The sequence below is a fragment of the Rhodococcus sp. BH5 genome, assembly GCF_027583855.1.
GTDB classification, from domain to species: Bacteria; Actinomycetota; Actinomycetes; order Mycobacteriales; family Mycobacteriaceae; genus Rhodococcus_F; species Rhodococcus_F qingshengii.
The window spans coordinates 124,874-140,133 of record NZ_JAJHVW010000007.1 but is presented as its reverse complement, the minus strand read 5'-3'; the positions used below and the strand labels follow the sequence as shown (position 1 = coordinate 140,133).

14 protein-coding genes are annotated in these 15,260 nt (G+C 60.5%); 1 reads left to right on the top strand and 13 read right to left on the bottom strand.

Going from position 1 to position 15,260, the window contains the following annotated elements:
• Positions 1-53: 53 nt before the first annotated feature.
• On the bottom strand, positions 54-1,373 hold the full coding sequence (locus tag RhoBH5_RS19140) for a UDP-glucose dehydrogenase family protein (protein ID WP_054187546.1): 1,320 nt from the start codon (positions 1,371-1,373) through the stop codon (positions 54-56).
• Positions 1,374-1,481: 108 nt separating this feature from the next.
• Between RhoBH5_RS19140 and RhoBH5_RS19135 the strand changes: the two genes are divergently transcribed.
• A complete protein-coding gene (locus RhoBH5_RS19135) occupies positions 1,482-2,006 on the top strand; it encodes an arsenate reductase/protein-tyrosine-phosphatase family protein (RefSeq protein WP_270008680.1) in 525 nt (174 codons plus the stop codon).
• Here the strand turns inward: RhoBH5_RS19135 and RhoBH5_RS19130 are convergent.
• From RhoBH5_RS19130 to RhoBH5_RS19075, 12 genes are all read right to left on the bottom strand, one after another.
• Positions 1,978-3,402: a polysaccharide biosynthesis tyrosine autokinase gene (locus RhoBH5_RS19130; protein ID WP_064074620.1), complete on the bottom strand. Its 1,425-nt coding sequence runs from the start codon at positions 3,400-3,402 to the stop codon at positions 1,978-1,980. The genes RhoBH5_RS19135 and RhoBH5_RS19130 overlap by 29 nt on opposite strands.
• Before the next feature lie 130 nt (positions 3,403-3,532).
• A complete protein-coding gene (locus RhoBH5_RS19125; RefSeq protein ID WP_165639189.1) occupies positions 3,533-4,858 on the bottom strand; it encodes a UDP-glucose dehydrogenase family protein in 1,326 nt (441 codons plus the stop codon).
• Positions 4,859-4,913: 55 nt separating this feature from the next.
• Positions 4,914-5,882: a GDP-L-fucose synthase family protein gene (locus tag RhoBH5_RS19120; RefSeq protein WP_214514607.1), complete on the bottom strand. Its 969-nt coding sequence runs from the start codon at positions 5,880-5,882 to the stop codon at positions 4,914-4,916.
• Positions 5,879-6,910, bottom strand: coding sequence for a GDP-mannose 4,6-dehydratase (gmd, locus tag RhoBH5_RS19115; RefSeq protein WP_003943655.1), 1,032 nt, complete (start codon positions 6,908-6,910; stop codon positions 5,879-5,881). The genes RhoBH5_RS19120 and gmd overlap by 4 nt, the downstream gene beginning before the upstream one ends.
• A 97-nt stretch (positions 6,911-7,007) precedes the next feature.
• Entirely contained in the window at positions 7,008-7,802 is a 795-nt protein-coding gene (locus RhoBH5_RS19110) for a WecB/TagA/CpsF family glycosyltransferase (protein ID WP_054831299.1), read from the bottom strand.
• Positions 7,803-7,807: 5 nt separating this feature from the next.
• Entirely contained in the window at positions 7,808-8,974 is a 1,167-nt protein-coding gene (locus tag RhoBH5_RS19105; protein WP_054831289.1) for a glycosyltransferase family 4 protein, read from the bottom strand.
• Positions 8,971-9,867, bottom strand: coding sequence for a glycosyltransferase family 2 protein (locus RhoBH5_RS19100; protein WP_218748179.1), 897 nt, complete (start codon positions 9,865-9,867; stop codon positions 8,971-8,973). Before RhoBH5_RS19100 ends, RhoBH5_RS19105 begins: the two co-directional genes overlap by 4 nt.
• Positions 9,864-11,075 (bottom strand): hypothetical protein, encoded by a 1,212-nt coding sequence (locus tag RhoBH5_RS19095; protein WP_058038963.1) that lies wholly within the window; start codon positions 11,073-11,075, stop codon positions 9,864-9,866. Before RhoBH5_RS19095 ends, RhoBH5_RS19100 begins: the two co-directional genes overlap by 4 nt.
• Positions 11,072-12,283, bottom strand: coding sequence for a glycosyltransferase family 4 protein (locus RhoBH5_RS19090; protein ID WP_270008679.1), 1,212 nt, complete (start codon positions 12,281-12,283; stop codon positions 11,072-11,074). The genes RhoBH5_RS19095 and RhoBH5_RS19090 overlap by 4 nt, the downstream gene beginning before the upstream one ends.
• 1 nt (position 12,284) lies before the next feature.
• On the bottom strand, positions 12,285-13,007 hold the full coding sequence (locus tag RhoBH5_RS19085; protein ID WP_270008678.1) for an O-antigen ligase family protein: 723 nt from the start codon (positions 13,005-13,007) through the stop codon (positions 12,285-12,287).
• Positions 13,008-13,610, bottom strand: a complete 603-nt coding sequence (locus RhoBH5_RS19080) for a hypothetical protein (protein WP_270008677.1) — start codon at positions 13,608-13,610, stop codon at positions 13,008-13,010.
• The gene (locus RhoBH5_RS19075; RefSeq protein WP_270008676.1) at positions 13,597-15,120 is read right to left on the bottom strand and encodes a sugar transferase; all 1,524 of its coding nucleotides are present in this window, start codon (positions 15,118-15,120) and stop codon (positions 13,597-13,599) included. Before RhoBH5_RS19075 ends, RhoBH5_RS19080 begins: the two co-directional genes overlap by 14 nt.
• Between the last annotated feature and the right edge of the window lie 140 nt (positions 15,121-15,260).

Here is a 15,260-nt window from a genome sequence, read left to right as displayed (position 1 = left end):
CATCTCACCTAAGGCCTTCTCGCAGCTATTTTTTCGCTACCTGTACGTTCGACCTACCGCCCCAATCCGCGATAGTTCCAACCGGCGGCGCGCCACAGGTCCGGATCGAGGCAATTTCTGGCGTCAACGATCACCCGCCGCCGAACGAGTGGTTCCAAATCGGCGGGCATCAGTGAGGCGAACTCGTCCCATTCAGTGGCGATCAAGACCACATCAGCATTCCTGCAAGCTTCTGACGTGGAGGTTGCGTAGTGAAGGGTGGGAAACAGTCGGCGAGAATTATCCATTGCCTTCGGATCGAAAACGGTGACCGCCGCCCCGTGCAACTGCATCATTCCTGCAACGTTGAGCGCAGGCGAATCGCGTACATCGTCGGATTCGGGTTTGAACGCGGCTCCCAGCACCGACACGTTAGCTCCCAGCAAACTGCCATCGCAGGCTGCCGTCACCAGTTCCACAGCTTTTGTCCGTCGTCGCATGTTGATGCTGTCGACCTCGCGGAGGAAGTACAGCGCCTGGTCGACACCCAACTCCCCGGCGCGTGCCATGAACGCCCGAATGTCCTTCGGCAGGCAACCACCGCCGAACCCCAAGCCCGCATTGAGGAATCGTCTACCGATCCGAGCGTCGTACCCGAGAGCGTCGGCCAACATCGTGACGTCGGCGCCGGTCGCCTCGCACACCTCCGCAATCGCATTGATGAAGGACACCTTGGTCGCGAGAAACGCATTCGCAGATCCTTTGACCAACTCGGACGTCGCCAGATCGGTCACGAGGAAGGGCACCCCCGCGTCCAGTATCTCGGCATACACCTCGCGAAGAACGCCTTCGGCGTTTCCCGGCCGGTCACGATCGATCCCCAGAACCAACCGGTCAGGGCTCAAGGTGTCCGCGATGGCGTGTCCTTCACGCAGGAACTCCGGATTCCAGGCCACCTCTACCGAGCCACCCGCCGGCGCAGTCGCTCGGAGTCGCTCGCCGAGAGCCGCTGCCGTGCCTACCGGCACCGTCGACTTCCCGACTATCAGCGAAGGCTTTCGCAACAACGGCGCCAACATGTCGATCACCGAATGAACATGACTCAGATCTGCGGCGTACTCCCCCTTCTTCTGGGGCGTCCCCACACCGACGAAATGGATGTCCGCAAAATCCGCGGCATCGGAGTAGGAAGTCGTGAACTGCAGCCGACCCGACGCCAGATTCTTCTCCAGCATGTCGGTCAGACCCGGCTCGAAGAACGGGACCTCCCCACGAGACAACTTGTCGACCTTGGACTGGTCGATGTCGACTCCCAGCACGTCGTGGCCAAGTTCGGCCATACACACTGCGTGGGTCGCCCCCAGGTATCCCGTTCCGAACACGGTCATCTTCATGTGTTGTTGGTATGCGTCCGAACTTTCCGAAACGCGTACGCCAGGTGGGCGCGAAACCAACATCGGGCGTACGACGAGTGCGTCGCGTGTGCAACCTATGCTTCTGCCATGCACGTTCTCTTCGTTTGTACGGGAAACATCTGCCGATCACCCACGGGCGAACGCCTTGCACGTGCTTATGCCGCCGAAGCCGGGGTCACCGGATTCACCGCCTCGAGTGCCGGAACCCGGGCGATGGTCGGACACCCGATCGAGCCAACTGCTGCGAGGGTTCTCGCGGGGCTCGGCGGCGACCCCACGAAGTTTCAAGCCCGGCGCATGACAACAGCGCTCGCCTCGGACGCCGACCTCATTCTCACGATGACCGAAAGTCAGCGAGACAAAGTCCTGGCGATGGCTCCGGCGCGGCTCAAGCGCACGTTCACACTTCGAGAAGCCGCACGGTTGGGCTCGCTCGCAGATGCAGGAACTGTCGAGAACCTCGCCGCCGCCAGACCCCGATTTCGTGCCACCGAACCCGAGGACGTCATGGATCCGATGGGTAAGGAAGAGAACGTGTTTCACGAGATCGGACTCGAGATCGCCGATCTCCTCGGCCCGCTGCTCAGCCGACTTCGCTTCGGTGAGCGTTGAGCGCGGGCACCGCGGTCAACTGCGGTAGCGACTTGTCCGACTCGTAGTAGTAGCTGTACTCGTACGCATTGCGTCCGCGAGACGGCGTCATCGTGATGACAGTGCCCAGGACGTGCGCACCCACACTCTGTAGGTTTCCGACCGCGCGCGCCAGTTGATCGCACTTCGTGGAGCCGTGTCGGGCGATCACCAGTGCACCGTCCGACATCGCGGCCAGGACCGCGGCATCCGTGACGGGTAGCAACGGCGAGGCGTCGATGATGACGTAGTCGTATCGCGCCCGCAGTTCCTCGAGAACATGTTTGGCCGTGTCCGTGCCGAGTAGTTCGCTCGGGTTCGGCGGGATTGGTCCGGAGGCGAGCACTGTCAGCCCGTCGAACTCAGTCGGCTGAAGCACATCGTCCAGCGTCGCTTGACCGGAGAGCACCGAACTGACGCCGACACTTCCGAGCAATCCCAAATACTTCGATACTCGCGGCTTCCGGAGGTCGCCTTCCATCAGGCACACTGATTTGCCGGCCTCCGCCAAGACGAGAGCGATGTTCACGGCCGTGGTCGTCTTACCTTCGGAGGGAAGCGAACTCGTGACGACGATGACACGCGGTGGATGGTCCACCTCGAGGAACTGAAGGTTGGTGCGCAACTCACGGAAGGCTTCGGCACTCACGGAACTTCCGTCACTGAAAGCGATCGCGTGATTGACTTCGACGTCCTTGTCGAACGGGATCGTGCCCACCATCGCCGAACCCGCGATCTCTTCTACAGTTCGACGATCTTTCACCGTGTTGTCGAGTCGATCACGAATCAACGCAAGCGCGATCCCCACAACCAGTCCCGCCACCGCGCCGAGCGCGAGGTTGCGCGAAGTCTTGGGTGACACCGGAACAGTCGGCTGTTGAGCCTGCTGTTCGACGACCACACGTGCAGGCGGTGTTCCGCCGTTCTCGGGTGTCTCCAGTTCCTTTGCCAATGCGACGAATTCGGATGAGAGAGTGTTTGCGATCTCGCGTGCGAGTTCCGGTGACGCGTCCTTGACTGCGAGGTCGATCAACACAGTGTCGGGCGCCGACGTCGCAGTGACCTTGGAGGCCAACTCGTCAGCCGACATCCCGCCGACCACCCTCGGTCCCAGTTCGTCGATCGTCCGCTGTGCGAGTGTTCGGCCGGTCAGGAGTTTTGTATAGGACAGAACTCGCTGCTGTGAAAGTTGACTGCCCTGCAGTGCCTCGTTGACCGAGGTACCCGCCGACGTCGAAACGAACAGCCTCGTCGAGGCCTGGTAAACGGGCGTCGAAAGAAGAGAAGCGCCAAGGGCTCCGAGGATTCCGAGCACGGTTACAGCAGCGACGATTCGCCATCTGGCTTGCAATATCTTCAGGTAGTCGACAATTTCCATCTTGATGTCTCCTTCGGCTCACGCATGTCCACTGCGGGTCTGAGCGGTCTTTGCCGGTCGGACCGCGAGGGCGAACCGGGCTTTATCAATTTCGATATAGATCAGCTGCGACGGACGAGACGTCCTGTGCTCACGGGCGTCCCAGTCCGCGGTAGTTCCAACCTGCGCCTCGCCAGTCGTCGGGGGAAAGGCAATTGCGCCCGTCGACGATCACTTTGTTGCGAACCACCGAATCGAGATCGGACGGCTGCAACTTCAAGAATTCGAGCCACTCGGTCAATACCAGGACGACGTCGGCACCTTCGCAGGCCTCCAATGCATTTGCCGAGTAGGTCAGCGTCGGGAACAGCGCGCGCGAATTGTCCATGGCCTTTGGGTCGTACACGTTCACTGCAGCACCTTGGAGCTGAATCTGACCCGCGACGTTGAGCGCCGGCGAATCACGAACGTCGTCCGAGTCCGGTTTGAACGCGGCACCCAGAACTGCGACTCTCGCACCGAGAAGCGATCCGCATGCCTCCCGCGCCAGTTCGACCATGCGTGTACGTCTGCGCATATTGATGTTGTCGACTTCGCGCAGGAACGTCAGTGCTTGGTCGGCACCGAGTTCACCGGCGCGAGCCATGAAGGCGCGGATGTCCTTCGGCAAACACCCTCCGCCGAAACCAATTCCCGCGTTGAGGAATCGACGTCCGATCCGAACGTCGTGCCCGATCGCGTCGGCGAGCACTGTGACGTCGGCGCCCGCGGCCTCGCACACTTCGGAGATGGCGTTGATGAACGAGATCTTGGTGGCCAGGAAAGCGTTCGCTGACGCTTTCACCAACTCCGCCGTCGCAAGGTCCGTGACGAGAAACGGAATCTCCTCATCGAGGAGCTCTGCATAAACTTCGCGCGCAACAGATTCCGCTCGACCGCGGACATTTCGATCGACTCCGAGCACAAGTCGGTCCGGGTGCAACGTGTCCTGGACGGCAAATCCTTCACGGAGAAACTCGGGATTCCACGCGACTTCGACGCCGTCACCGATCGGTGCCAGTTCCCGCGCGCGTTTGCCGAGCCGTTCCGCGGTGCCCACCGGTACTGTGGACTTGCCGAAGATGACCGAGGGCTTGGTGAGCAGCGGCGCCAAAGTCTCGATCACGGCATCCACGTAGACCATGTCCGCGGCGAACTCACCCTTCTTCTGCGGCGTGCCGACCCCGAGGAAGAACACGACCGCAAATTCTGCGGCTTCCTCGTACGACGACGTGAACTTCAGTCGCCCTCGATCGATGTTGTTTCGTAGGACCTCGCCCAACCCTGGCTCGTAGAACGGAACTTCACCTGCTGCCAGTTTCTCCAGCTTTGCCGCATCGACATCCACTCCGAGGACCTCGTGACCGAGTTCGGCCATACAGGCCGCGTGTGTCGCGCCCAGGTATCCCGTGCCGAATACTGCTATGCGAGTGCTCATGTTGCTCGATCTGCTTTCTCGAGAGTGTGCGAAGTGTGTTGATGGGAAAAGTGATTCAGGTGCGTACGGCACCGATGTTGTCGCGGTACCACGAGATCGTCGACGCGATTCCTTCGCGCAATCCGATTGTCGGCCGCCATCCGAGTTCACGAATCATGCTCACGTCCAGCAGTTTCTGCATCGTTCCGTCAAGCTTCGAGGTGTCCCACTGCGTCTCGCCGGTGTATCCGACCTCGTCGGCGACCATCGAAGCGATCTCGCGAATTGTGTGGTCTTCGCCGGTTCCGACGTTGACATGCGATGCACCGTCGTAGTTGTCGAGCAGATGCAGACACGCCGACGCCAAGTCGTCGACATGCAGGAATTCACGTCGCGGATTGCCACTCCCCCAGTTGACAACCGACTGGACTGCCGACGACTGCGCCTCGTCGTAACGCCGAACGAGGGCGGGAAGTACGTGCGATCCGCGCGGCGAAAAATTGTCTCCCGGGCCGTACAGGTTGGTGGGCATAGCTGAGATCCAGGGGCGACCATGCTGCCGCCTGGCAGCTTGAACATGGAGTATTCCCGCGATCTTTGCTATTGCATAGGCGTCGTTGGTCGGCTCGAGATGCCCGGTGAGCAGGTATTCCTCCTTGATCGGTTGCGGTGCCAATTTCGGGTAGATGCACGATGATCCGAGGAACAGGAGACGCTCGACGCCGTGTGCGAGGGCAGCGTCGAGCACGTTCACCTGGATGCGCAGATTCTCCGACAGGAAGTCGACGAGGAAAGTGCTGTTCGCCGCAATCCCACCAACTTTTGCTGCTGCGAGGATCACGTTGGTCGGCTTTTCGCGGGCGAAGAAATCGAAAGCAGCTTCCCGGTCACGTAGATCGAGTTCGGCCGAGGTCTTTCCGAGCAACCTGGTGAAGCCCGCAGATTCCAGGTGTCGCCACACCGAAGAGCCGACCAGACCTCGGTGGCCGGCCACGTAGAACGGTGCGCCTCGATCGAGTGGTCGCGCTGCGAATGAATCACTCATCGCGTCGCCGACCAGTCGGGAAGTGCCGGAGTGTCGATCCACGGCCGCCCTTCGTGTTCGAGCGCTTCGATGTCTGCCTCGACCATGATCCGGGCCAGTTCGGGTGTGTGCACGCCGGCCTTCCAACCGAGTTTGCGCTCGGCATGACTCGGATCCCCGATCAGTGCGTCCACCTCGGTCGGCCGAAGATACCGTTCGTCGAATCGAACGTGGTTTTCCCAGTTCAGACCTGCATGTTCGAACGCGACGGTCAGGAAGTCGCGCACCGAGTAGTTGCCACCGGTGGCGAGCACAAAATCCTCAGGCTCGTCGACCTGCAGCATGCGCCACATTCCCTCCACGTACTCCGGCGCATATCCCCAGTCGCGAATCGCATCGAGATTGCCCATGTACAGATGATCCTCGATACCTGCCTGGATGCGTGCGACCGCGCGCGTGATCTTCCGCGTCACGAATGTCTCACCACGCCTGGGGGACTCGTGATTGAACAGAATTCCGTTCACAGCGAAGATCCCGTATGCCTCACGATAGTTCTTGGTGATCCAGTACGAGTACACCTTCGCCGCACCGTAGGGCGAACGTGGGTAGAACGGTGTCTCCTCGTTCTGCGGTGGCGGTGTGGCACCGAACATCTCGGAACTCGACGCCTGGTAGAACCGGCAGTCGAGTCCGGCCATCCGAACCGCTTCGAGTAGTCGGATCGACCCGACGCCAGTGGTGTTCCCGGTGTGTTCGGGTTCGTCGAAGCTGACCCTGACGTGAGACTGCGCAGCGAGGTTGTACACCTCGTCCGGATTGATCTGCGCGAGTAGTGTCACCAGGCGCGCTCCGTCACTGAGGTCACCGTAGTGAAGAAAAAGTCGGGCATCCGCATCGTGCGGGTCAACGTAGATGTGGTTTATCCTCGAAGTGTTGAACGTCGAGGATCGACGGATCAGTCCGTGAACCTCGTAGCCTTTGGAGAGCAGCAACTCGGCAAGGTAAGAGCCGTCCTGCCCCGTGATTCCGGTAATCAGTGCGCGTTTCATCCTGCGTTCCTTCCGTTGCGGGACAGCCCGCCTGATAGTTGCGAAACCACGGTTGTGGTCCGTAGTCCTCCGAATCGCTCGGCAGTCTTGATCTCGCTCATGCGCGTCCCCCCAAACGGCCGAAGACTTTTCGTATGTCACGTGATGCCAGCCGTACGAATGTCGAGTTACCGAACAGGTAGCGCCGCCACAGACGTTTGGGTTCGGATACAAGTCGATACAACCACTCGAAACCCGAGTTCTGGACGAAAGATGGCGCCTCCGAAACAGTTCCGGCCAAGAAGTCGAAGGCCGCGCCGACACCGACGGCCACGTAGTCGGTTCGATCCGCTATCGCCTTCGTGACAAAGTCCTGCTTCGGCGCACCCAGACCGACCCACACGATGTCCGGTGACGTCGGATCGACCTTCGTGATGATGTCGTCGACGAACTCCTCGCTGAACGCGGCAAACGGCGGGGCATATGTGCCGGCCACCTTGATTCCCGGGTATAACTCCTCGACTCGATCCGTCAAGAGATTCAACGTCTCTTCTGTCGTGCCGACAAAATGGTGACGAAGGCTGTAGCGGCGTCCCTTGTCCAGGGTGGCCTCGAAGAACGACGGACCCCGGACTGGTCGAACACCGACGTGATCGGCGGTGCCGCCGATCAGGCGCATCACCCAGCTGACCGGGGTTCCGTCTGCGAAGTTCACACCGGGACCCTTCAAAACCGCGGAGTAGTCGCGATCACTGTGCGCCGCCGACACGCAGTAGGAATTCGACAACCTCACGGAGACTCCGGTTCCGGCTCCCTCTCGTCTGTCGTTGACTACCCAATCGGTAGCTCCCTCGAGATTGGTCGCGGCAAACGGAATGCCACCCACCTCGATGACCTCGAACGGACTGCTCATCTGTCTCACCACTTCTTCGAGTTCGTTTGTCGACGTTCATTGCACTGGCCGTAGCTGCGTGACAAGACTGATGTCAACCGAGATCGAGTCCAATCACGCTGCGGTTCAAAGAAAGAAAGCTCTGTCTCGACAATCGATCGAGCGATACGAGAGGAGAGAGTCGACGCCGGAGCAACCTGGATCGTCACGGCGTTCCTACCTGCCAGTGTCGGCACACCGCCGAGATCCAAACAGACCACCGGCAGGCCCACCGCAGCCGCTTCGGCCGCCACCCAGCCGCCCGAATCGTGCATGCTCGGGAAGAGCAGAGCGGAGGAGGCCCCCATCTCGCTTACCACTTCCGATCTGTCGCGCCATCCGCGAAGCGTGACCTGACCGCGCCGATACGGAAGCGACTTCTCGATCCGCCCGCGGGCGGGTCCCTCCCCGACAAAGGTCATGGACCAATCGGTGCCCAGCTGCTCGAGCGCATCCAGAATCAGGTCGATTCCTTTGTATTGCAACAGTCTTCCTACGAACAAGAGTCTTCGTTTCGGTCTGGGTACCGCTTGCTTCTCGATTCCGTCGTAGTCCAGAACACAATTGGGTTGGACGACGACATTGCGTGCCCGCGGTGCGCCTCGTCCGCTGTCGGAGTTCATCGCGATGAAAGTGTCGACTCGTCCGGACATGAAGATGTGTGTCAGTGACCGAACGGCTTTCGTGGAGCAGGTCCGAACTGCCGTGGTTGCCAGGTACCGCATACCGATGCGCCTGGCGAGCGGCATCGGCGGGTAGGTGTTGCCCCCGGCAGGCCCCCATACCAGTCGTACTCCGCCGGCTCCACCGAACAGCACCGGTGGGGGCAACCAGTCGGAGGCGAACGTTGCATGATGCAGGACGTCGAAGTTTGCCGCTTCACGCCGAACGAACAGTGAAGTGTGCCAGAGCCATCGGAGGTATCGACCGTACGATCCGGCTTCTTCCGCGGGCAAAGTCGCTATTCGCACGACACGAACCTCGCAACCGAGCTGTTCACACTCTGATTCCAATGCGGGAGCCTCACCGGAGCGAGTCACCACCGTGATCGACTCACACAGTTCGGAAGCCGCCGAGAGAAGCGCCCAACCCGCACCGGATTCACTCCCCTGATTCGGATCGCAGGCGTATGCCGTCATCAACAACCGTGTCATCGCGCTACCACCAGCCTCTGTGCGCGCGGCGTCCGAGAATCGCTGCGGCTGAATCGCTCTGAGAACCAACCGATGTTGCGTGCACCGTTGTCGAGAACCACGCGCTTGATCCGTGGACTGATCAAGGCAGCGGGGATCAACGTCGCCGACGCGAGTACGAGCAGAGCGCGTTTGGCACTCTGAGCCGCCAACAGTGGCAGGTCGAGCTGTCCCTGACAGACCGCGAGGATTCGTCCGTTGTTGACATACCGGGCGAAGAGCCAGGAATCCCGACGCCGATCCTCGCCTACGGGTTCGTACGCAAGCGCCTCGTCGCACCACAACAACCGGACACCGCCGGCGCTCATCCTGAGCGTGAACTCGGTGTCCTCGCCGCCAGGTAGATCCCAGTCGTCACTGAAGTTCAAGCCGTTCAAAGCCTTCAGGTCCAACAACAGATTTCCAGCGCCTGCAGACGCAACCGGGGTGCCGGTCGAATGGCGAACGCGAGTGTGCAATGGAAGTTCCGAGGCAGGCAGACCCACCGGAATCACAGGACCGGCCACAGCACCTGCGTCGAAATCTGCTGCGCAGGTGAGGAGATTCGACAGCCAGTCGACATCGACGTACTCGTCGTCGTCGACGAAGACGATGTAACGACGATCTCGTGCACGGGCGAGATCGACGAGCGCACGTCGCGCCGGAGATACCCCGCCGAATCCGAGATGCAGTCGTTCGATCCCGTCGGCAACATACGTCGGCGTGGTGGATTCCGGATCGTTGTCGCCTACTACGACCTGGGCGGAGGCACCGGAAGCCTGGATCGATGCCCGGACGCTGTCGATGCAGACAGCCAGTTCCGATTCACGACGGAAGGTCAGAATCGCCACTACGACGCCGCTGGGATTCTTCATGAGAGGTCAACTTTCGGTCGGGCGTCACGGTTCATCGAAACCAGAAGTGCGACGCTCGCGCTGACGCACGCCGACGCGGCCAATGCTCCTGCGACGGGTACGGCGCTGTCGGTCAGTCCCGCCCCGAGAACGATCAGAAACTGCAGAGGTAACAGCAAGGCGCGAAATCTGTTGAGGTTTCCCGTCTTGTCCACGACGCGGATCGACGTGCCGACTCCCAGCAGAATCCCGTTGAACGCCACCGCCAACCCGCACAGCAGAATGACCGGTATCAAGTTCGGAAAGTGCGACCCGACCAGATGATCCATCAATCGCACTCCCGAGAATCGAATCTCGAGCGTGAGACAGATCAGCGAAACGCAGATGATCGAAACCCAGAAGATCTGCAAGCCCACTCGGCGGCCGAGTGCCATGCACTCGCTCGGGCTCATCGCTTCGACACCACTGCCGAACTTACGCATCAGAATTGGCGAGATGCCCGCGAACATCAAGGACAGCGGACCGAGCAGTGTCTGGGCAGTTCTGATCTCACCGATCATCGAGATCGACGCCACCACAGTGAGTATCAAGAACATCGCCTGCTGCGCAGCTGATCCCATCAATATCTCGATCGCAAACGGCACGGATCTATATCGGTGAGTGCGCGAGTACCTGATCGACGGTACCGGCGGTACCAGACGCATGGATGCGTGACCGAGAGCGAGCGCGACGAAGACACCGACCGTATAGGTCACGAGTGCAAGTGTCAGATTCTCGACCAGGAAAGCTGCAATAAGGACGAACGAGAGTGTCACGATCTGTATCGACACAGAGATCCAACTCGCACCGTCGTGCATCAGCATCGTGCGTATCACGTCCAACACCACGAAACCAGCTGCAGCCAAGGCGTATACCGTGAGATTCATCGAGTCCGAGCCGGCGATCACGAACAGTGCCCACACCGATGTCACCGATACCGCCGCCAGCACGATCGTGGGCGCCAACGCCGGTCCACGCTCGTCAGACCCCGCCCCTCGCGACAGCCAGACGTCGACGCCGATCGCTCTCCCCAGTGCCAGTGCCAACAGACCCGCCGATTGAATCACGGCAACCTGGCCGACTTCGATCGGACCACCGAGTCGTGCCACCGAGGTGAGAACGACAAAAGTGAGGACGCTCGAAAGCCCTTGATCGGCCATGAATGTCACATGCCGAGTGCGATCTTTCACGATCTCACCTCGTCGATGAGCTCACGCATCGACGTCGCCGCTTTGCGCGATGTGAAGCGATTCGAGTAGTGACGATAAGCGGATCTGCGTATCGCCGATCGATCGTCCGCTCCGAAGATTCGATCGAGGGCCTCGCGTATCGACGACTCTTCCAAGGTATTGAGAGGCGTTCCGCCCGGTCCGACGATATCCGCGAGTGCACCGTTGGTTGCGTAGATGACCGGGGTGCCAACCGACATCGATTCGATCGCAACGCGTCCGAACGGTTCTGCCCATTGAGACGGCACCACGGACGCCGCACTGTCGCGAAGTATCTCGATCACATCTTCGTGCGAAGTGAATCCGGCCAGCGTGACGTTGTCGAGAGCTGCGCTTATGCTGGAGATCTCGCCGTACTGCGGTCCGTCACCGAGAACTGTGAGCGAGGGACTTCCAGCGCCCTGCGGCCAGTTGCGCACCAAATCCAGGACGCCCTTCTCCGGTGTCAGTCGGCTGACGCACACAACCGAATCAGTGCTCCGAAACTCGGGTTCATTTTCTTCGAATCCGAAGTTCGGACGAACCACGACGCGGCCAGAACTGATCAGTCGTCCTTCGACCAGACGTGCTGTCATCGCGCTCGTTGCGACGAACCTGTGCTGCTTCCACCCAAAGACGCTCAGCTTGACCGCCGTAGCGCTCAGGTAGCAGACAAGGCTCTGCAGTCGGCTGTTTCCGTAGCATCCGTTGCGGACACAACTCGTGAAGTATTTGGTGGAACCGCATTCGGTGCACGTGCCATCTGCGCGCAACTTGGCTGACGGTGTGGCGAGGCGATAGTTCCGAACCGCCTGCAACGTAGGAATTGCGGCGGCTCTTGAGGCCACGAGCAACGAAGCCGAGAACGCCGGCCAGAGATTGTTCACGTAGATGACGTCGGGGCGCTCCGAACGGATGATGCGCAACGCATCGACGAGTACGCGAGGACTGAACACTGCGGTGACTGCCGCCCACGGTCCCCGGGAGATCTTGGAATTCTCGGTGGTGCACTGAACCGTCTCGTATCCGATCGATTTCAGGAGCTTGGATTCGTTGGCGAAGCTCTGCTCCTCACCACCCGGATTCCGATAGATCGCATGGAACATCAAGGCTTTCGGCGGCGTGAATCCACCGGCGGACGTCGGGTTCACTTCGGGCTTCGAACGCGCTACATCGAACGACTTGTACATCTCAGTGACCTCCTCTTCGCTCCGGAGCGAACCTGTACGCGTCGTTCTTGTCGGCACGAACCCCACGGATCGACAACTCGGCGTTGCCCGCATTGTGGGAGCGGTGGGTCGACGGTCCGTACGGCGCCAGGAAGACCCATGCGATCAGCCACATGGCGCCGAAGAAGAGCGTCGACTCCGTCAAGTCCATCGAGAAGACGAGAGCCATGATCGCGACGACGGCGATGTACTCCGTTCTGCTGCGGGCTCGCCCGAGCGCCGTGCTCAGAAGCAGGTAATAGCCGGCCAACAGCAGCAGGAATCCGATCCAACCGATCTGCAGCCGAATGTCGAGCATTCCGTTGTGTGCGCTGGTCGCCGGAAAGGACAGCTTTGACCGAATCATCTGCCCCACTGCACTGTCCGGCGCCCACACCGAGCCGAAGCCCCATCCGAGCAGAGGCCGCTGTTCGGCGTAGTAGTCGGATACCGTCCAGAGATGTAACCGGCCGGTCAGCGTGACATCTCGCGAGAGTAGCGCCGCGACATCGGGTCCGAGCACCTTCATCGCGCCGGACACCCCGAGGTACAGGCCGATGATCACAGTCGAGGCGAGGTGAGCGTTCGGTGTCCGTCTAAAGCACCTCAGAGCAAGCATTGTCGCCAGCGCAATCCCTGCAGCGACGAGACCGGTCTGGCTCCGGGCCTCGAACAACACGATGCCGGCGACAGCAAGCGCCGCCACCTACGGAATACGCTTGATGTCGGGAAGCATGAGCATGACACCGACAAGTACAACTTCGATGGCAGCCATTCGTCCCAAAGTGTTCTTGTGCGTGAAGATTCCGCGATAAGCAACGGCGCGGGTGTCCACGTCGATGCCAGTCGAAGGATCGAGGAACACGACCATCAGCGACAGCACGAGAAGTACCAGCAAGGTGAGGGCAACAGTCCGCACTCGCACCGCGAAGGTCAACTCACGGGCGACGATGATTCCCGTGATCGCCAGGCACACGACGACGATGCCGGCGACGGCGGAGTTCCGGGGCAGTGTCGACCAGTACCAGCTGGTTGCCGGGACGCCGGCCGAGATCATAAGCGTGAAGACAGGCCACGTCGTATTGCGTGAGTATCGCCGGTCGAGGAAGTAGACCAACGCAAGTGTCGCCGAAAGAACGGCCGAACCGTGTACGAGCAACGATCCGAGCGCTGTCCTCTGCGTGTACGCCTGAAAGGCTCCGCTCGCGCCGATGACCGCGATCACCAATGCCGTTCGCAAGATCAGCGGATTGATCGGCGCCTCATTTTCGCAAGGCGCCGGTACCGCCTTCTTGTCAGTAGGCGCCATCACTTCCCACCACCGCCTTGAGCGTCTTCGCGACGATCATGACGTCACCCATCATCGACCAGTTGTCGACGTAGGAAAGATCCAGGCGGACAGTGTCTTCCCACGAAAGATCAGAACGTCCACTGACCTGCCACAGGCCGGTGACACCGGGCTTGACCAGTAGCCGACGACTGACCGCGTCGTCGTACATCTCGACCTCGCGCCGAAGCGGTGGCCGCGGTCCTACAACACTCATCTCTCGCCGGAGGACATTGACGAACTGGGGCAACTCGTCGATCGAGTATCGGCGCATGAATCGACCTACCGTCGTCACACGCGGATCGTCTCGCATCTTGAAAAGCACTCCGGCGCCTTCGTTCTCCTTCATCAGTGCCGTGACCTGTGAATCCGCATTCTGGACCATCGAGCGGAACTTGAGCATGGGGAACGGCTGACCGTCCAACCCCATCCGCTCCGACTTGTACAGAACCGGACCCTTGCTCGTGAGCTTGACGGCGATCGCAGCCGCCAGAAGCACCGGACTGATCACGGCCAGCACGAGCGCCGCGAAAGCAACGTCGAAGGTCGTCTTCGAGAACTTCTGTGCGCCGTGATAGCGCGGACGCTCGACATGAATCAGCGGAAATCCTGCGACCGGGCGCATCGAGAGCCTCGGCCCGGACACATCCAGAATCCCCGGTGCGACAACAAGGTCCACATGATCGCGCTCGAGATCCCAGGCCAGCTTGCGCAGCCCTTCCGGTCCGAGTCGCTCCGACACCGTCACCGCCACCGTGTCGGCACCGACCTGTTCGAGTGCGTCGGTGAGACTGTGCTCGTCTCCGAGCACCGGAATGTCCCGACCGTTCACTGTGACAACTTCGCCCACGTCTCCTCCGTAGCCGGGTACGCAGACTCCGACAACTCGGTATCCATGGGCATCGTCGCGCTCGAGGTTGCGTGCAAGATCGACAACCGCCCCTCGCACACCGACCACAAGTACGGCAGTTCGAAATTCACCTCGGGCTCGCTCACGAGCAATCACCCGTCGCCAGATCCAACGACTCGCGATCAAGGCGGTCAATCCCATCGGAAACGCCACGGCAAGGTACAGGCGCGCGATCTCCAGGTGAAGGAGAAGGCTGGCGATCGCAATCAGTCCGAACAGGCGGAGCGTTCCGACAGCGATCAATCGGTACTCTTCAGGGCCGCTTCCGATCACACGAGGAGATCTGGTCCGAAATACCCTCAGTACGGCAAACCAGCCGATAATCAGGGCGAAAGACAGTGCGGTGTAGCTGAAATGGCCGAATGCTTCACCGTCGACGACATCCGCGTCGCTACCGAATCGCCACCATTGAGCCAGAAACACAACTGCCGCAACGATGATCGTGTCGGTGATCGCCAGACGACGAAGATACGCAGATTGCCATTTCCTGCGTGCGGAAACTCCACCGGCTCTCTCCGGCGTTACTCGTCGGTGTTGTTGTGGCCGCTCTTTCGTGGGCGCGGCCATCTCGAGAACCGTCATGTGTTCAGAAACCTTTCCCCATGCACAGAATTCGGCCTGAAGATGTTCACCGGCCGAGGTCCATCGGACCGCCTTGCCGATTCCCGAAACTTCGACAGCGAAGCAACTGCTCCGCATTGCTGCGTTCAGTGCGTATGGTC